A 19,120-nucleotide genomic window follows, 5' to 3' on the forward strand; every position below is an offset into this window, starting at 1 on the left:
TGTTTATGGTTAGGACAATAGCTATCAGGCGTGCGATTGCACACTGCCATAGAGTGTTTGATAAAGTCCTTGTTGTTCAACCAGTTCACCATGTGTTCCCGTCTGTGTGACTTGTCCATCTTCTAAAACATAGATTAGATCGGCTTGTTTCACCGCTGATAAGCGATGAGCCACGATTAAAGTTGTGCGGTCTTTCAAAAACTCACTCAACGCTTTATGCAGTGCAGACTCTGTTGCCGTATCTAATGCTGATGTTGCTTCATCAAGAATAACAAACTTAGGGTTGCTCAGCACCATACGAGCAATGGCTAGACGTTGTCGCTGGCCACCTGAGAGGCGAACCCCGTTCCTACCAATTTGTGTATCTAAGCCGTTACTTAACTGCTTGATCACGTCTTGCATTTGAGAGACTTCAAGCGCACGCCACAACGACATTTCGTCGTAGTCAGCGCCAAGGGTCAGATTATGCCTTAATGTATCGTTGAAGAGTATAGGTTGTTGTAAAACAACAGCAATTTGATTGCGTATAATATCAAAACTGATGTCATCGGTGGTTTCACCGTTGTAGCGAATACATCCCGAGTCAGCTTGATAAACCCCAATCAGCAATTGGATTAGCGTGGATTTACCGCCACCACTCGCCCCAACCAATGCCACTTTTTTACCAGCAGGTATGTGCAGCGAGAGGTTATTTAAAACAGTGTTTTCTAATGTGTAAGAGAATGTAACGTTATCAATATCGACCGTCACTTCTTCTTCGTCATTGAATGGGTTCACCTTGCTGACTGGGCGTTTCTCTTCTTCTAGTTGTAGAAGATCGTTTATACGTTGTAGCGCTGCTTTAGCGCTATACCAAGAGAATTGAATACCGAGCAGTTCTTGTACTGGGCCTAACATAAACCACAAGTAGCCGAATACAGCAAAGATTTGACCAATGGTTAAGTCACTGAACAACACCATTAGCATCGCTACCGCGCGAAACAGTTCAAAACCTAATAAGAAGAGTAGAAAAGAAACTCGACCAGCGGCTTCTGATTGCCATGCATATTTGTCAGCATCGATTCTTACTTGGTTTGCTTGAACTTTGAGTTCATCAAGGAAAATACGTTCTTTGTTAGCTGCACGCAGTTGATAGATGCCATCTAGTGTTTCAACTAATCGGTTCTGAAAACGTTCAAACGATTGGTTCTCGTGTTTCTTTAGGTACTTAACTTTACTGCCTAGTTTACGTGAGAAGTAAATGACAACAGGATTGACCAGTAAAATGAACAGCCCTAAGCGCCACTCAAGCCACAACAAAACGATAGCGGTGCCGAACACAGTTAAAAAGCTGATAATGAATTTAGACAGTGTTGAACCAATAAACTTATCGATGGTCTCTATGTCTGTGATTAAGTGAGCATTAATGCCGCCACTGCCTTTTGTCTCGTATTGTCTGATGCTGATGCGACCGAGTTTGTCGATCATTTTGCTGCGCATTTTATAAGTGATGGTTTTAGAGACTAGAGTGAACTGACGCCCTTGAAGGATGTTAAGCCCTTGGCTGACGGTACGCATCAAAATGACAAGTAATAGGGTTAATGCAATATAGCCGGTAGGGGTTTGCATTGAGGTTGGCAATAGATGGTTCATCATCTCAAGCCCAGATGCTGGCTTGTCGAGAAGTACCTCATCTACCATCAGTGGCATAAGTAGTGGGATAGGGACGCTAATTAATGTCGCGAGTACGGCGATGATGTTGGCAAACACCAGTTTGGACTTGTGTTTTTTTACTTGAGTTATCAACCAAGAACGGCTAATAGTGTCATCTGAATTGGTCATTTTAATGAGAATAAGTCCTATTTAGGTGGGTGGTCGCATTCTACTGTGTTCTCTTAATAATGGAAGTCTCAATTTAATTGGAAGTTAATATGAAAATAGAACATTACCATCGCTTAACCAAACAAGCTGTTGCATTAATCGAATCAGAAACCGATATGATCGCAAATTTGTCAAATATCAGTGCATTACTGTCGATGGAACTTGACGATCTGAACTGGGCAGGCTTTTACTTAATGAAAGGCGATGAATTGGTTCTTGGTCCATTTCAGGGTAAGCCTGCATGTGTACGTATTCCTGTCGGTCGTGGTGTATGCGGAACTGCGGTTTCGACAAACACCGTTCAACGTATATACGACGTGCATGAGTTCGAAGGTCACATTGCTTGTGACGCGGCAAGTAACTCAGAAATTGTGATTCCGTTTACGATTGATGGAAAAATAGCAGGCGTACTGGATATCGATAGCCCAAATGTTGGTCGATTTAGCGAAATTGACGAGGAAGGACTGACGTTTTTCATGGCTGAAGTGGAAAAGCTGCTTAATTCGCACGCGAACAAGGCATAAATTATTCTCTTACTGTGGTTTTTCCCAAGCATCTCTCTATAATACGTAAAAATATTTTCTTAATGCTCGCGGAAAACCGCAAAAACCAGGAACCCACATGGAAAACACTGAAAAGTTAAAAAACAGCAAAGAAGTTATCGCATATATTGCTGAATGTTTCCCTAAATGCTTTACTTTAGAAGGTGAAGCGAAGCCACTTAAAATTGGTATTTTTCAAGATCTTGCTGAACGTCTAAATGAAGACGAAAAAGTAAGTAAGACTCAGCTTCGTGCAGCGTTAAGACAGTACACATCATCATGGCGTTACCTGCACGGCGTAAAAGCTGGTGCAGAGCGTGTTGACCTAGACGGCAACGCGTGTGGCACACTAGAAGAAGAGCACGTTGAGCACGCTAAAGCTACACTTGCAGAAAGCAAAGCTAAAGTTCAGGCTCGTCGTAAAGAGCAAGCACAAAAAGCTCGCGAAGAAGGCAAAGCGAAACCTAAGGCGAAGAAAGCTCCACAGCCTCGTCGCCAAGCGCCTAAAGCACCAAAAGTAGAAAAGCCTGTAGAAACACGCGCTTTGAACGCTGACGAATTCATCGCTGGCAAAGAAGTAAATGTGAACATGGGTAAAGGAAACATGGCTGCGACCATTGTTGAAATCAATAAGGAAGATGTACGTGTTCAGTTAGCAAACGGCCTACAAATGGTTGTTAAAGCGGAGCACTTGCGCGCTTAAAGGAGATACTCCTACGCATGAAATGCCGTTCAAAATTGACACTGATTGCTGCTAGCTTTTTGCTAGCAGCTTCAGCTCAGGCTCTTGAAGCCAAATTAGATCAGGACGATTTACCTCTACTCGCTCCTGAGGTCCAACACGAAACTGCTAGTAAACGTGTTACTTCTCGATTTACTCGTTCCCATTATAAACACTTCAATCTCAACGACGATTTCTCTCAAGCTATCTTTAATCGTTATTTAGAGATGCTGGATTACAATCGTAATATCTTCACCCAAGCTGATATTGACTCTTTCTCTGCGGCATCGAAGCAAATAGATGACCAGTTAAAAGCAGGCAATAACCAGATTGCTTTCGATGTTTACAATTTGTCTATGCAGAAGCGTTTTGAACGTTTCCAGTATGCATTGTCGTTGCTCGATACTGAAATCAAGTTTGATACCGATGAAACTATCGAACTTAATCGTAGTGAAGCAGCGTGGCCGAAAGATATCGCTGAAGTGAATGAGCTTTGGAGAAAACGCGTTAAATACGATGCGTTGAATCTAAAACTAACTGGTAAAGAGTGGCCAGAGATTCAAGAAGTTTTGGAAAAGCGTTACAACAATGCGATGAAGCGTATTACGCAATCGCATAATGAAGATGCTTTCCAGATCTACATGAACGCATTTGCACGAGAGGTCGATCCTCACACTAGCTACCTTTCTCCAAGAAATGCAGAGCAATTCCAATCTGAGATGAATCTTTCTCTAGAAGGGATTGGTGCTGTGCTTCAAATGACAGACGACTACACCGTTATCCGTTCTTTAGTTGCTGGTGGCCCTGCGTCAAACAGTAAACAATTGAGCGATGGCGATCGTATTGTTGGCGTTGGTCAAGATGGAGAAGAGATTGTTGATGTTATCGGCTGGCGCTTAGACGATGTAGTACAACTTATTAAAGGCCCGAAAGGGACTAAAGTGAAGCTGCAGATCTTACCTGATGGTAAAGATGCAAAAAGTCACGTTGTCACAATTGTTCGTGATAAGATTCGTCTAGAAGACCGTGCTGTTAAATCAGAAGTTATCGAGAAAGATGGCAAGAAGATTGGTGTACTAGAAGTGCCAAGTTTCTACGTTGGCCTTTCTAAAGATACCGACAAACTGATCACTGAGCTCAAAGAGCAAGGTGTCGAGGGTATCATTGTCGATCTTCGTAATAACGGTGGTGGTGCACTTACCGAAGCAACGGAACTCTCTGGTCTATTTATCAAAGAGGGACCTGTTGTCCAAGTTCGTGATAGCTATGGTCGTGTCAAAGTGAACAGTGACACCGATGGTAAGATCAGCTACCAAGGTCCGTTAACGGTATTGGTGAATCGTTACAGTGCATCAGCATCTGAGATCTTTGCCGCTGCAATGCAAGACTATGGTCGTGCGATAATCCTGGGTGAGAACTCTTTCGGTAAAGGAACGGTACAACAGCATCGTTCTTTGAATCATATCTATGACTTGTTCGATAAAGAGTTAGGCTATGTTCAATACACAATCCAAAAATTCTACCGTATCAATGGTGGTAGTACGCAAAACAAAGGGGTAGTTCCTGATATTGCATACCCAACGCCGATTGATCCAGCAGATACAGGTGAAAGTGTTGAAGATAATGCACTACCTTGGGATAGCATCGACAAAGCGAAGTACTCTGTGTTACAGCGTAACGATGAGGAAATCGCGGCGTTAACGGCTAAACACCAAGCTCGTATCGCGACAGACATGGAATTCGGCTTTATTGCGCAAGATATTGAAAAGTATAAGGCGGATAAAGACGACAACGAACTTTCTCTGAATGAAAAGGTTCGCCAGCAAGAGAGTGATGATGCGGAAGCACTTCGTTTAGAACGTATTAATCAACGTCAAAAAGTCGCTAAGTTAGAGCCTTTCAAAACGTTGGACGATGTTCCGAACGACTATGAAGCCCCTGACGCTTATCTTGATGAGTCGGTTGCAATCATGCTAGATATGATAAAGAAATAGGCTTACCGCCTGTTGAAATTAAAAAGCGAGCTTTGGCTCGCTTTTTTTGTATCTGTTCGGTCTGATGTATCTTTATCTATATGTTTCTTTTGGTTTTTATTGCTAGTTAGTAAGGGAATGCCCTGTGAGTTTTCTAGATTTCTGTTTGGTAAATAATGACATTTAAGTTACTTCGCATTTAAAATTTAGTGACTTGGATCATATTTTTTCGCTTTCTAATCATTACGTGCCTAAGCTTAAAGAAAACGAGGGGGCGCGTATGAAATGGATTCTACTAATTTTATCTTGTTTAAGTTTTGTTGCTTTTGGGAGCGAGGTCGCTTCGAGCAGCCAACAATCAAAAAGTGATAGTAATCTATCTCATTTTGACCTTCCTCTGTTGCTTGGCGATTGGTATTTGATGAATCCAGATCCTGAGCAAGGCACTGAAAACTTTAGAGCAATCAAACTCACTCTCGATTCAAATTACTCATTCACTATCGATATTCAAAAGAAAGACTACAGTGTGGATCATTGGGAAGGTTTGTATAACGCCAATGAAGACACCATTATTTTAGGTTTGAATACTTCTGAGCCTCAGGTTTACGCGTACAGCAGTAACCATAATATGCTGAATCTTAATGGTGTGATGTTTACTAAAGCATTACCCAATGCACTGGCGGGTATTTGGTCTAGCGCTGAGCTATCGGGTAGCGATTTAAGAGCGAGTAACATCCAAAAAATGGATTTGGTTTTGCAGCCTGACTTTATCTTCATGTTCCGCGTGTCTGATGAAGAAGGTGGCGAAGTTATTCGTCGCGGGGTGTATTACACCGAAGGCGACCAACTAGTGTTACTTTATGAAAACGGTGAACACGGCACTCGATATACACTGAACAGCGATGTGTTAACGCTACAAGGTGAAGAGGGAGATATGTTTGCGGTGCTGAATCGCATCCGATAATCGTGAGTTTTAGACGTAAAGTGGTACTCGTTGATAATATTGTGCACAGTTCATTTATTAGTCGTTCCTGTCTGATTTGATTGATAAAATAGCAAAACATGGAGGCATTTTCCTACAATGCCTCCTTTTTTTAATATTCCCCTTGTTTTATTGGCGATCAACCTTTAGATATATACAGTTAAAAAATTATTACGTATAACGATCAAAAGGAACTCGTCATGGCACATACACCTCAAGCCAAGTATCGTAAAGATTATCAATCACCATCTCACACTATTTCTGAAATCGATCTTACTTTCGATTTGTACGATTCAGCATCCATCGTTACGGCGGTGTCTAGTGTTAAGCAAGAAAAAGACAGCTCAACATTAGTACTGGATGGTGAAGGCTTGAAGTTGGTTTCTGTGTTGGTTGAAGGCAATGAGTGGACGCAATACGAGCAGTCTGAAACTCAACTAACGTTAACTGATCTTCCGAAGGAGTTTACGTTAACCATCGTTACTGAAGTGAACCCAGAAGGTAACAGTGCACTAGAAGGTTTATACAAGTCAGGCGGCGCTTTCTGTACTCAGTGTGAAGCCGAAGGTTTCCGTCGTATTACTTACTACATGGACCGTCCAGATGTGTTGGCGAAATTCACAACAACAGTTATCGCCGACAAAGCAGAGAACCCGTTCTTATTAAGTAACGGTAACCGTGTTGATGAAGGCGAGGCAGAAAATGGTCGTCATTGGGTGAAATGGCAAGACCCGCATCCAAAACCAGCGTACTTGTTTGCACTCGTAGCCGGTGACTTCGATGTACTTCGTGACGCATACACCACGAAATCGGGTCGCAAAGTTGACCTAGAAATCTTTGTTGATAAAGGCAACCTAGATCGTGCAAACCATGCAATGGTGTCCTTGATTAATTCAATGAAGTGGGATGAAGAGCGTTTCAACTTAGAGTACGACCTAGATATCTACATGATCGTCGCGGTAGATTTCTTCAACATGGGTGCGATGGAAAACAAAGGCTTGAACGTATTTAACTCTAAGTTTGTTTTGGCGAACGACCAAACCGCAACGGATACCGATTACTTAGGTATTGAAGCGGTAATTGGCCATGAATACTTCCATAACTGGACAGGTAACCGAGTGACTTGTCGTGATTGGTTCCAGTTAAGTTTGAAAGAAGGTCTAACGGTATTCCGTGACCAAGAGTTCTCATCGGATCTTGGCTCTCGCGCAGTAAACCGTATCAACAATGTGCGTATCATTCGCGGTCCACAATTTGCCGAAGATGCAAGCCCAATGTCTCACCCAATTCGTCCTGAAAAAGTGATAGAAATGAATAACTTCTATACATTGACCGTGTACGAAAAGGGCAGTGAAGTGATCCGTATGATCCACACATTGTTGGGTGAAGACGGTTTCCAAAAAGGCATGAAACTGTACTTCGAACGTCACGATGGCACGGCAGCAACGTGTGAAGATTTTGTTGCCGCAATGGAAGATGCATCGGGTGTTGATCTGTCTCAGTTCCGTTTATGGTACAGCCAGTCTGGTACGCCGACGCTATCTGTTGAAAGCCATTACGACGCAGAGAAGAAACAGTACACATTAACAACTCGTCAAGTAACGGCGCCAACTCACGAACAAGCTGAAAAGCAGGCTTTGCATATCCCTCTAGATATCGAGTTGTACACTGCGTCGGGTGATGTTGTTGAGTTACAATGTAACGGTGAGCCAGTTCATAACGTGTTAGACGTGAAAGAAGCGGAACAAACTTTCGTGTTTGAAAACGTTGCGGAACAACCGATCCCATCATTACTTCGTGAATTTTCTGCGCCAGTGAAATTGGAATACGACTATTCAGATGAAGAGCTGATCTTCTTGATGGTGAATGCTCGCAATGAGTTCTCTCGTTGGGATGCGGGTCAAATGCTATTAGCGAAGTACATCCGCAGTAACGTGGAGAAGGTTAAACAGGGTCAAGCGTTTGAGCTTTCTGATTCTGTTGTTGACGCATTCCGTGGCGTACTGCTGAGCGATTCACTAGAGCCTGCGTTTATTGCAGAAATGCTTTCACTGCCAAGCCACAATGAAGTATCGGGTTGGTACGAGCGTGTTGATATTGATGCGATCGCATCGGTCCTTAACTCGATGAAAGTAACACTAGCTGCAGAACTTGAAGACGAGTTAGCGGCTGTTTATCACAGCCACGCTCTAACAGAATACACGATCGATCACGATTCGATTGGTAAGCGTACTCTACGTAAAGTTTGCCTAAGTTACTTAGCTCACACTGAGCAGGGTAATGACTTGGTTGTTGCGATGTACCAACAAGCGAATAACATGACAGATACGATGGCAGCAATGGGTGCGGCAAACAGTGCCCAACTAGCATGTCGTGAAACCTTGATGGCGGATTACAGTGACAAGTGGAAACACGATGGTCTTGTTATGGATAAGTGGTTTGCATTGCAAGGTACAAATCCAAGTTCAAATGCCCTTGAAGTGATCAAAGCATCGATGTCGCACCAGGCGTTCAGCTTAAAGAACCCAAACCGTACTCGTAACTTGGTCGGTTCGTTCTTAAACATGAACCCGGTTCAATTTCACGACAAGTCTGGTCAGGGCTACGCATTTGCTGGCGAGATCTTACGTGAGCTAAACAGCAGTAACCCGCAAGTGGCTTCACGTCTGATTGATCCACTGCTTAAATTCCGCAAGTATGATGATGATCGCCAAGTTCTTATCAAGCAGGAACTTGAGACATTGAAGAACATGGATAACTTAGCAAAAGACTTATTTGAGAAAGTAACGAAAGCACTAGAAGTTTAAGTTAAGCGTTCTCAAGGCTAACGGTTTACTTACAAACTGTTTACTTACAAAGAAAAGTCATCAGTGGTAGAGAATATCTGCCACTGATTTTTTGTTTCTGGCTCATCGAATTTTCGATAAGCTAGAACAGTTTCAAGCTCAGTCTCACTGTCAGACATCGTTAAGTGCCAAAAAACACTGGCACTGTATATTTATACAGGCATCGCATGAATCACTATATTTTCCAACTTAACATCTCATATCAGCAGTTTTTGGCCAGTTATTCTGGTGCGGCAAGTAAAGTACAAGTAATGACAACAACAGGATTGCGCATTCAGTTACCTGCAACTCGATTCAGACCTTTTCTTACACAAATAGGGGTTAGAGGGCAATTTAGGCTGACAACTGACCAAAAAAATAAGTTTATTAAGTTAGAAGCTCTGTAAAGCTTGGCATGCCTAGTGAGTTAAAAGGAATCTTAATCACATAATCAAACATTTCACCTCTTACCACCTCCAAAACAATTAACCATTTTTCAATAATGCTTTTACAATAAATGAATGCATTACCTTTGCTTAACTCGTTAGTAGAAAAGTGTTCAAAAGCGCGATTCAAACGCCAGATTAAGTGATACCCCTAATAATAAAATATAATTCTAATTGTGGAGTGTGACTATGACCGCACGTGAAACTGTGGTTCCAGTTTTACTTGAAAAAGTTTACAAGCTGATTCAAGACAAACTTGACCTTGCTCATCGACCTCTCGTAACTCAACTTGCTCAACACTTGTTTAGTAACGTTTCTCATGACGACCTGACTCAGAGAAATGAATCCGATTTATATGGTGCTGTAGTTAGTTTATGGCACCACATCAACGAAAAGAAAGCTGACGAAATCTCAGTACGCGTTTTCAACCCGACGGTAAGTCGTCAAGGTTGGCAGTCCACTCACACTATCGTTGAGATAGTGGTACCGGATAGTCCTTTCCTTGTTGATTCTGTAAAAATGGCACTGACTCGCCTAGACCTTTCTTCTCACCTTATGCTGCATAACCCAACGCAAATCTCTCGCTCTGATTCGGGAAGTGTAGTGGGTGTGAGCAGTGGTGAAGGTGTTTTCCAATCTTTGTTCCACATCGAGGTTGACCGTCTAAGTAGCAAAGCAGAAATGACGGCGCTTAAGACAGAGCTTCTAGACATTTTCACTGACACTAGCCTAGTGGTTAACGACTGGTTAACGATGGTTGAAAAGCTGAAAGAAGTCACTGACCAAGTTGAACAGCAAAAAGAAAGCATTCCAGTAGATGGTCAACGTTTTGATGAGACGTTGGCGTTTCTTCGTTGGTTAGGTGAACACAACTTTACCTTTATGGGTTATAAGGAATATGACCTAGTTTCAGTTAACGGCGATACTGAGCTGCAACCGACCAAGGAGCAAGGTCTTGGTTTGTTTGCGAATTCAGATCGTGTACGTAACGTTAAGTTATCTGAGTTTTCTGACTCGGCGCGTTTAGAAGCAAAAAAACCGTATGTACTTATCGTAACAAAGGGCAACACGGCTTCACGCATTCACCGCCCAGCTTACAATGACTACATCGGTATTAAGAAATTCGATAAGAACGGCAAGGTAATTGGTGAGCACCGTTTCACTGGTCTTTACACTTCTGCTGTTTATAACCAAACCGTTGAAACGATTCCTCTAGTTCGTGAGAAAGTAGAGCGTATCTTAAACGCGAGTGGTTATCGTGAGGGTTCATACTCTTACAAAGCTCTGCACAACATTCTTGAAAACTACCCACGTGATGAACTGCTTCAAGCTCGAGAAGAAGAGCTGCTTGAAGTGGGTACGGGTGTCGTACAGATGCAAGATCGTGATCTTCTGCGTCTGTTCGTTCGCAAAGACCCGTTTGGCCGTTTCTTTAGCTGTATGGTTTACGTAACAAAAGATCGTTACAACACTGAACTTCGTCGCCAAACACAGCGCATTTTGAAGCAGTACTTTGGGTGTGAAGAAGAAGTAGAATTTACAACGTACTTCTCTGAGAGTCCTCTGGCAAGAACGCACTATATTGTTCGTGTTGATAACAACAACATGGATGTGGACGTGAAAACAATTGAGCAAAATTTAATGGAAGTATCGTCTACGTGGGATGACCGTCTATCTGAATCAATCATTGCAAACTTTGGTGAGAGTAAAGGGCTTCCATTGTCGAAAGAGTACATGCGTGCATTCCCACGTTCGTACAAAGAAGACATGATGCCAGGTTCTGCCGTAGCAGACATCGAACGTTTAGAAGCACTGAGTGAAGACAACAAACTTGGTATGCTTTTCTACCGTCCACAAGAAGAAGCTGCAGACTCAAAAGCGGTTCGCTTAAAACTGTTCTACCACAGTGCAGAGCCAATTCACCTTTCTGATGTGATGCCAATGCTTGAAAACTTTGGCCTACGCGTAATCGGTGAGTCGCCATACGAAGTGCGTAAGACCAACGGGACAACCTATTGGATCTTAGATTTCTCAATGCTTCATAAGAGCGACCAAACAATTGATCTTCGTGAAGCTCGCGATCTTTTCCAACAAGCATTCGCAGCAATTTGGGCGGGTGAGCTAGACAGCGATGGTTTCAACCGTTTGGTATTGGGCGCGGGTCTTTCTGGTCGTGAAATTTCTATTTTGCGTGCTTATGCTCGTTACATGCGTCAAGTGGGCTTCCCATTCAGTCAACAATACATTGAAGACACATTGTCTCATTACCCAGAGTTAGCGAAAGGGTTAGTGAGCCTATTCGGCAAGCGTTTTGACCCTAAATTGAAGGGCAGCGCAAAAGGTCAACAAGATCTTATCAAGAAGATCACTGAACAGCTCGATCATGTAGAAAGCTTGGATGATGATCGTATTATTCGTCGCTACATGGAGATGATCACAGCAACGCTTCGTACTAACTACTACCAAGTGGATGAGAACAAGCAAGCTAAGCCTTGGTTGGCTCTGAAAATGAGACCAAGCGAGATTCCAGATATTCCGGCACCAGTCCCTGCGTTTGAGATCTTCGTCTACGCACCGGACATTGAAGGTGTTCACCTACGTGGCGGTAAAGTGGCTCGTGGTGGTCTTCGTTGGTCAGATCGTCAAGAAGATTTCCGTACTGAGATTCTGGGCCTAGTTAAAGCACAACAAGTTAAGAACACGGTAATTGTACCTGTTGGTGCAAAAGGTGGTTTCGTTTGTAAACGTCAGCACACTATGTCTGGCCGTGATGAAATCTTTGCTGAAGGTCAACGCTGTTACAAGCGCTTCATCCGTGCACTACTAGACGTTTCAGACAACATTATTGAAGGTGAGGTTATCCCACCTAAGAGCGTGGTTCGTCATGATGAAGATGACCCGTACTTGGTTGTTGCAGCTGATAAAGGTACAGCAACGTTCTCTGACTTAGCGAACTCAGTATCTGAAGAGTACAACTTCTGGTTAGGTGATGCGTTCGCTTCGGGTGGCTCTAACGGTTACGACCACAAAGCGATGGGTATCACAGCAAAAGGTGGTTGGGAATCGGTTAAGCGTCACTTCCGTGAAATGGGCATTAACTGTCAGACAACAGACTTCACTGCTATCGGTGTTGGTGATATGGCGGGTGACGTATTTGGTAACGGTATGCTGCTATCTAAGCACATCCGTCTACAAGCGGCATTTAACCACATGCACATCTTCATTGATCCGAATCCAGATTCAGCATCAAGCTGGGTAGAGCGTGATCGTTTGTTCAATCTACCTCGCTCAAGCTGGGAAGATTATAACAAAGAACTGATTTCTCAGGGTGGTGGCATCTTCTCTCGTCGAGCGAAGTCTATCTCTCTAACACCTGAAATTCAGAAAATGCTGGGTACCAAGAAAGCATCAATGGCGCCAAATGATCTGATCAAAGCGATCTTGTCTATGGAAGTTGATCTACTTTGGAATGGTGGCATCGGTACTTACGTTAAGTCTTCTAGTGAAACTCACACTGATGTTGGCGACCGTGCTAATGACGTGTTGCGTATCAATGGCGGCGATTTGAAAGCAAAAGTTGTTGGTGAAGGCGGTAACTTGGGTATGACTCAATTGGGTCGTATTGAATACGCGCTTACTGGCGGCCGAGTGAACACAGACTTCGTTGATAACGTGGGTGGTGTTGACTGTTCAGATAACGAAGTGAACATTAAGATCTTCTTGAACGGCTTGGTGTCTAATGGTGATCTCACTGTTAAGCAACGTAACCAAGTGCTTGAGTCAATGGAAGATGAAGTTGGTGAAATCGTTCTTGATGACGCGTACTGCCAAGCTGAATCTATTTCGGTAACTGAACACCAAGGCGTGAGTTTAGTTAAAGAGCAAATCCGCTTCATTCATACTATGGAGAAAGCAGGGTATCTGGATCGTGGTTTGGAATACATCCCAGATGATGAAACTCTGCTAGAGCGTGAGAAACAAGGTCAAGGCCTGACGCGACCAGAGCTATCAGTATTGATTGCTTACGGTAAGATGGTTCTAAAAGAAGATCTTGTGAGTGACGATATTGCGAATGATGAGTTCCATGCGCAACAATTGATGCAATACTTCCCAACAGAGTTACGCCGTAACTATTCTCAACACATGGATAACCATCCACTGCGTGCAGAGATCATTGCGACGGCTCTTGCTAACCAAATGGTTAACGAAATGGGCTGTAACTTCATCACTCGTCTACAAGAAGAGACGGGCGCAAACATTGTCGATATTGCGAATGCTTACGCGGCATCACGTGAAATCTATGGTTTGGGTCAAGTGCTTAAGAGCATCCGTGAACTGGACAATATCTCTAGCTCAGAAGCTCAATATGAGTTGCTGTACCATGTACGTCGTACACTACGCCGTTTAACACGCTGGTTACTAAGAAACCGTACTGGCAAACAATCTGTGAAAGCACTGGTTGAACTTTACCAAGGCGATGTAGTAGCTATTACTGAGAAACTGGATGAAAATCTGGTTGCTTCAGAAGTAGAAGAGCATCAAGCAATGGCGCAAGTATGGATTGACCAAGGCGTTACAGCAGAATTGGCGAATTCAGTAGCTCGTCTGTCTAGCTTGTATTCAGCACTGGATATATCCACAGTGGCCCGTGAAACGGGTAAAACAGTACAGCAAGCATCTAAGCTTTACTTCAACCTTGGCGACCGTCTGTCTCTGCACTGGTTCTTGAAGCAGATCAATGGCCAAGCCGTCGACAACAATTGGCAAGCATTGGCACGCGCTGCATTCAGAGAAGATCTGGATTGGCAGCAACGTCAATTAACAGGTCAAGTACTTAACTGCGGTTGTGGTTCGGATCTTGATGTGATCAAAGCGCTCGACGATTGGATGGAAAGCAATTCTGTTTCTCTACATCGTTGGGAAAGTATCCTGAACGAATTCAAAGTGGGTTCTGTTCACGAGTTTGCTAAGTTCTCAGTTGCGTTGCGCGAATTGATGCTACTGAATCTAAACTGCATGTCGAAAGACTAACGACTAGACTCAAGTAAAACGATTTAAGGGCAGGCCATTTGGTCTGCCTTTTTCGTTTCGGATTATGATTGCTTACCCTGGAAAGTGAGTAGCCGTAAATTCACAATGTCTCAAACCGATTCACTGGACGGTGAATTAAAGAGTGCTGACTGCCTAGATAACGGTAACGTTTGCTTAATAAAGAAGCTCATTCGTTAGCAAACTCGATTATCTTACCCTTACAGACAGTAATAGATTGAATAGTTGGGTAAATAAGTAAATAATATCGCCCCGTTTACACGGGGCTTTTTTCTATCGGAGGCACAATGCTTTACCGTCTAGCCAGAACTGGCTTTTTCCAACTTGATGCCGAAAAGGCACATGATCTTGCAATTCAAAATTTCAAACGCTTTACCGGCACTCCCATTGATCTTTTGTATCGCCAACAATTACCTCATCGACCTGTAGAATGCATGGGTCTTACTTTTAAAAACCCAGTTGGCCTTGCGGCTGGCCTAGATAAAAACGGCGAATGTATTGATGCATTTGGCGCGATGGGTTTTGGCTTTGTAGAAGTAGGGACTGTGACTCCACGTCCACAAGCGGGTAACGATAAACCTCGTTTATTTCGTCTTGTTGAAGCTGAAGGTATCATTAACCGCATGGGTTTCAACAACCTAGGCGTAGATAACCTGGTTGAGAATGTTAAGAAGTCAAACTACGACGGCATCTTGGGCATCAACATTGGTAAAAATAAAGACACGCCAATTGAAAAGGGCGCAGAAGATTACTTGATCTGTATGGAGAAGGTATACCAATACGCGGGTTACATTGCGGTAAATATCTCTTCACCAAACACACCAGGGCTACGTTCTCTACAATACGGCGAAGCACTTGATGATTTGCTGTCTGAGCTGAAAGCAAAACAAGCTGAACTAGAAGAGAAGCATGGTAAGTATGTTCCTCTAGCTCTTAAGATTGCGCCGGATCTAAGTGACGACGAAATCAGCCAAATTTGCGAATCATTGATCAAAAATAAGATCGATGGGGTGATCGCAACAAACACGACATTGGATCGTTCAATTGTCGAAGGCATGAAACACTGTGACGAAGCCGGTGGCCTAAGTGGACGTCCAGTTCAATCTCGTAGTACTGAAGTAGTTCGTAAACTTCACCAAGAGCTAGGTGACCAACTGCCGATCATCGGGGTAGGTGGCGTTGACTCTTATGTTGCTGCAAAAGAGAAAATGATGGCAGGCGCTAAGCTTGTTCAGGTTTACTCTGGCTTTATCTACAAAGGTCCACGCCTTGTAGCTGACATTGTCAAAAACCTGTAGTTTGTAAACTATGGTCGTTATAGAGCATCGATATTATAGAAGTATCTATAAACTGACATCGTCTTACTAAAAGAGACACTGTAACTCCCTGAGTTGTAGAGAAAAGCGATAAGAAAGAGGAATTCATTTCCTCTTTTTTTTTGCCTATTGCTCAGTAAAATTACTGCAATTGAAGGTAATTTTGCGTTTTACCTAATGGAATGGTTCAACAGTGTGAGACGAAATGATGCTTAAACCTAGCGATACATGGAGTTGGTATTACGATGAGCAGCAATGTTCATTAATGCTAAACCTCGGAGAGGATATGATTTTCAAAACGAATCTGGTCCGCAATAAGCTGGTGGACTGCGCGTTTCGAGATAATGAATTCACCGTTGATGACGCATCCTCATACCAAACCTTCAAAGAACAAATTTCTGGCTTAGAGCTATCTGAGCCTCGCCAAGCAGAACTAGCGCTTTACTGCGTGGCTGCGAAGCGTTTCCACAAGCCTGTACAACCAAAGAGTTGGTTCTTTGCACCTCAAGGTGCAGGCCATGAGTATCCTCAGGAAGGGGATATTGTACAAATGAATAACGAGCATAGCCTTGGTTACTTCATCGTGTTAGAGGTGGGCGAGTGTGCGAGCTTATGCGCATTTGTAGATCTAGAAGAGTTCCTACTGACTCCTTCAAAAGGATTACGCTTTGGCGACTCAATCAAGGTGATGCACGATAGAATGCTTGATGCTAACGCAATTCTGCATCAATCTCATCATATTGCGATGGTAGGCTAACCCAAGTTTAATACATCATTTCGCCATACGTCGCACAGAACAACCTCACCAAACCTTCCAAATAATCGGCTTAATAGCCGATTTTTTTGTGCCTAAAAACCCTCATCCTGATAAATGCATCACTCGCTAACCATCAAAATAGTGAAGTTAAGACAATTTTTTTTACGTTAATTTCACCTCATTTAATTCCTCAAAAGTGTAATTTAGTCTTCTTTATTCCCTGTTTTCGCTCTTTTGTAGCTAAATTTCACCCATCATTTCCCATTGGTATATACCAGTTTTAAGGTGAATATTAATTCACAATGTTGATTCGGTCGAGAATTGGATGTAAAAACATTGGGTTTGTTAGGTCTTATGCTGTAAGGGGGACTGGGTAAGCGATCGCTTCAGTACTGTGTGTTTGCTAGCCAGTTAGTCGAAAGATTCAATGAAAAGACGAGTTTAGAGTGATGCTCTGGTAACAAAATCAGGTATAATCGAGCTCATTTTTATCAATAAAAGAACACTATGAATCAATATCTAGCGGTTACCTCAAACGGCCTTGAGAATTTATTAGTTGAAGAACTAACCCAACTAGGGATTACAAACGCAAAACCTGTTCAAGCAGGTGTTAAATTCAAAGCGACCAATGAGCAAATTTATCGTTGTTGTTTGTGGAGTCGTTTGGCTTCTCGATTTGTACGTGTCCTTTCTGAATTCACTTGTCAGGACGACATGGATTTGTACCTATCGACCACTGCGGTTAACTGGGTGAATCAATTCCATAGCTCTAAGCGTTTTGTGGTTGACTTCAACGGTACTAACCGTGAAATCCGCAACAGCCAATACGGCGCGATGAAAGTGAAAGACGCTATCGTTGATTGCTTCGAGAAGAAGTCATTGCCTCGTCCTTCTATTAGTAAAGAAAACCCAGATGTTCGTATTCACGTTCGTCTACACCGTGACAAAGCGATTCTTGGTTTGGATATGGTCGGCAGCGGCCTTCACCAACGCGGCTACCGTCCTGAATCAGGTCGTGCACCATTACGTGAAACACTGGCTGCAGCGATTCTTCTTCGTAGTGGTTGGGATGCAACAAAACCTTTCTTAGATCCTATGTGTGGTTCAGGTACGCTTGTTATTGAAGCGGCAATGATGGCTGCGAACATGGCTCCGGGTGTTAAGCGTCAGAAATGGTGTTTCGAAGCTCTAGAAGATTTTGAACCAGAGCTATGGGCTGAAGTTAAATCAGAAGCGAATGTTCAAGGTCGCCGTGGTGTTAAGAAAGTCGAGTGTAAGTTCTACGGTTACGATAACGATGAGCGAATGATCAAGACTGCACGTGACAATGCGCGTCGTGCCGGTGTTGAAGATTTAATTCAATTTGAAGTAGGCGATGCTGCACTTGTTAAGCGTCCTGCGGAATTCGACAATGGCGTGGTTGTATCAAACCCACCTTATGGTGAGCGTCTAGGCACAGAGCCTGGCTTGATTGCACTATACACGGCATTTGGCGCACAGCTTAAAGCTGAGTTTGGTGGTTGTCACGCATCTATCTTCTCTAGCTCAGACGAGTTACTAAGCTGCTTACGTATGCGTGCTGATAAACAGTTCAAACTGAACAATGGTGCGTTACCGTGTCACCAAAAGAACTACTCAATTTCAGATCGTCCGATGTCAGAGCGTCCTGCAGAGCAACAAGAACAGCAGATTGCGCCTGATTTCGCGAACCGTCTCAAGAAGAACATCGGCAAAATTGGCAAGTGGGCTAAGAAAGAGCAACTAGATTGTTACCGTATCTATGATGCAGATTTACCAGAGTACAATGTAGCGATTGACGTATACCCAGGTCACCTTGTGATTCAAGAATACGCTGCACCTAAAGATGTACCGGAAGAGAAAGCAAAACGTCGTCTAACCGATATCATCCGTGCTTCTATTCAAGTGACCCGCGTTGAAGCCAATAACGTTGTGCTGAAAGTTCGTCAGAAGCAAAAAGGGCGCTCTCAATACCAGAAGCTTTCTCAAGATTCATCGAACCTAGAAGTAAATGAGTATGGCGTTAAGCTGATTGTTAACCTTCACGACTACCTAGATACAGGTTTATTCCTTGATCATAAGATTACTCGTCGTCGTATCGGTGAAATGGCAGCAGGCAAAGATTTCCTTAACCTGTTTGCGTATACAGGTAGTGCATCTGTACACGCTGCTGTGGGCGGTGCACGCTCTACAACCACCGTTGACATGTCGAATACCTACCTAGAGTGGGCGAAAGAGAACATGGAGCTTAACGGACGTGTCGGTCGTCAACATCAATTTGTTCAAGCTGACTGTCTACAATGGCTGGCTAAAGAGCAGGGTTCTTATGATCTGATCTTTATTGATCCACCAACGTTCTCTAACTCGAAGCGTATGGATCAATCTTTCGATGTTCAACGTGATCATATCCAATTGATGGAGAACCTAAAACGCCTGCTTCGTGAGGAAGGTACGATTGTGTTCTCTAACAACAAGCGTCACTTCAAAATGGACTTGGAAGCTCTAGACGAACTAGGTCTTAAGGCTCAGAACATCTCAGCGAAGACACTTCCACTAGATTTCTCTCGCAATAAGCATATTCATAACTGCTGGTTGATTACTCATAAGTAGTTAAGAGATTGTATAAGGATA

11 protein-coding genes are annotated in these 19,120 nt (G+C 43.2%); 10 read left to right on the plus strand and 1 reads right to left on the minus strand.

Annotation, left to right across the window (positions count from 1 at the left end):
• Nucleotides 1-24: 24 nt before the first annotated feature.
• Nucleotides 25-1,821, minus strand: a complete 1,797-nt coding sequence (locus OH460_RS15620; RefSeq protein WP_269998447.1) for an ABC transporter ATP-binding protein — start codon at nucleotides 1,819-1,821, stop codon at nucleotides 25-27.
• Between the two features lie 89 nt (nucleotides 1,822-1,910).
• On the opposite strand from OH460_RS15620, the gene OH460_RS15625 reads away from it, so the two are divergent.
• The 10 genes from OH460_RS15625 (at nucleotide 1,911) to rlmKL (ending at nucleotide 19,099) form a co-directional block, all read left to right on the plus strand.
• Nucleotides 1,911-2,384, plus strand: a complete 474-nt coding sequence (locus OH460_RS15625; RefSeq protein ID WP_008224656.1) for a GAF domain-containing protein — start codon at nucleotides 1,911-1,913, stop codon at nucleotides 2,382-2,384.
• A 97-nt stretch (nucleotides 2,385-2,481) separates the two neighbouring features.
• On the plus strand, nucleotides 2,482-3,105 hold the full coding sequence (proQ, locus tag OH460_RS15630; protein ID WP_004742319.1) for an RNA chaperone ProQ: 624 nt from the start codon (nucleotides 2,482-2,484) through the stop codon (nucleotides 3,103-3,105).
• A gap of 17 nt (nucleotides 3,106-3,122) precedes the next feature.
• Nucleotides 3,123-5,117 (plus strand): carboxy terminal-processing peptidase, encoded by a 1,995-nt coding sequence (gene prc, locus OH460_RS15635; RefSeq protein WP_269998450.1) that lies wholly within the window; start codon nucleotides 3,123-3,125, stop codon nucleotides 5,115-5,117.
• Nucleotides 5,118-5,376: 259 nt separating this feature from the next.
• A complete protein-coding gene (locus tag OH460_RS15640; RefSeq protein WP_019823244.1) occupies nucleotides 5,377-6,060 on the plus strand; it encodes a hypothetical protein in 684 nt (227 codons plus the stop codon).
• A 218-nt stretch (nucleotides 6,061-6,278) separates the two neighbouring features.
• On the plus strand, nucleotides 6,279-8,885 hold the full coding sequence (gene pepN / locus OH460_RS15645; protein ID WP_269998454.1) for an aminopeptidase N: 2,607 nt from the start codon (nucleotides 6,279-6,281) through the stop codon (nucleotides 8,883-8,885).
• 206 nt (nucleotides 8,886-9,091) lie between these two features.
• Entirely contained in the window at nucleotides 9,092-9,310 is a 219-nt protein-coding gene (locus tag OH460_RS15650; RefSeq protein WP_081090361.1) for a DUF2835 domain-containing protein, read from the plus strand.
• A 228-nt stretch (nucleotides 9,311-9,538) separates the two neighbouring features.
• Nucleotides 9,539-14,380 (plus strand): NAD-glutamate dehydrogenase, encoded by a 4,842-nt coding sequence (locus OH460_RS15655; RefSeq protein ID WP_269998457.1) that lies wholly within the window; start codon nucleotides 9,539-9,541, stop codon nucleotides 14,378-14,380.
• Between the two features lie 305 nt (nucleotides 14,381-14,685).
• Nucleotides 14,686-15,696 (plus strand): quinone-dependent dihydroorotate dehydrogenase, encoded by a 1,011-nt coding sequence (gene pyrD / locus OH460_RS15660; protein ID WP_061033444.1) that lies wholly within the window; start codon nucleotides 14,686-14,688, stop codon nucleotides 15,694-15,696.
• A 223-nt stretch (nucleotides 15,697-15,919) separates the two neighbouring features.
• Nucleotides 15,920-16,471: a cell division protein ZapC gene (locus tag OH460_RS15665; RefSeq protein WP_008221983.1), complete on the plus strand. Its 552-nt coding sequence runs from the start codon at nucleotides 15,920-15,922 to the stop codon at nucleotides 16,469-16,471.
• 507 nt (nucleotides 16,472-16,978) lie between these two features.
• Nucleotides 16,979-19,099, plus strand: coding sequence for a bifunctional 23S rRNA (guanine(2069)-N(7))-methyltransferase RlmK/23S rRNA (guanine(2445)-N(2))-methyltransferase RlmL (rlmKL, locus tag OH460_RS15670; protein WP_269998458.1), 2,121 nt, complete (start codon nucleotides 16,979-16,981; stop codon nucleotides 19,097-19,099).
• Nucleotides 19,100-19,120: the final 21 nt, after the last annotated feature.

Origin of the sequence: Vibrio sp. Makdt (genome assembly GCF_027587015.1) — a bacterium.
Lineage (GTDB): Bacteria > Pseudomonadota > Gammaproteobacteria > Enterobacterales > Vibrionaceae > Vibrio > Vibrio chagasii_B.

Coding starts and splice junctions, on each gene's coding strand:
- OH460_RS15620 (WP_269998447.1), bottom strand. CDS start 1,821: ATGACCAATTCAGATGACACTATTAGCCGTTCTTGGTTGATAACTCAA.
- OH460_RS15625 (WP_008224656.1), top strand. CDS start 1,911: ATGAAAATAGAACATTACCATCGCTTAACCAAACAAGCTGTTGCATTA.
- proQ (WP_004742319.1), top strand. CDS start 2,482: ATGGAAAACACTGAAAAGTTAAAAAACAGCAAAGAAGTTATCGCATAT.
- prc (WP_269998450.1), top strand. CDS start 3,123: ATGAAATGCCGTTCAAAATTGACACTGATTGCTGCTAGCTTTTTGCTA.
- OH460_RS15640 (WP_019823244.1), top strand. CDS start 5,377: ATGAAATGGATTCTACTAATTTTATCTTGTTTAAGTTTTGTTGCTTTT.
- pepN (WP_269998454.1), top strand. CDS start 6,279: ATGGCACATACACCTCAAGCCAAGTATCGTAAAGATTATCAATCACCA.
- OH460_RS15650 (WP_081090361.1), top strand. CDS start 9,092: ATGAATCACTATATTTTCCAACTTAACATCTCATATCAGCAGTTTTTG.
- OH460_RS15655 (WP_269998457.1), top strand. CDS start 9,539: ATGACCGCACGTGAAACTGTGGTTCCAGTTTTACTTGAAAAAGTTTAC.
- pyrD (WP_061033444.1), top strand. CDS start 14,686: ATGCTTTACCGTCTAGCCAGAACTGGCTTTTTCCAACTTGATGCCGAA.
- OH460_RS15665 (WP_008221983.1), top strand. CDS start 15,920: ATGATGCTTAAACCTAGCGATACATGGAGTTGGTATTACGATGAGCAG.
- rlmKL (WP_269998458.1), top strand. CDS start 16,979: ATGAATCAATATCTAGCGGTTACCTCAAACGGCCTTGAGAATTTATTA.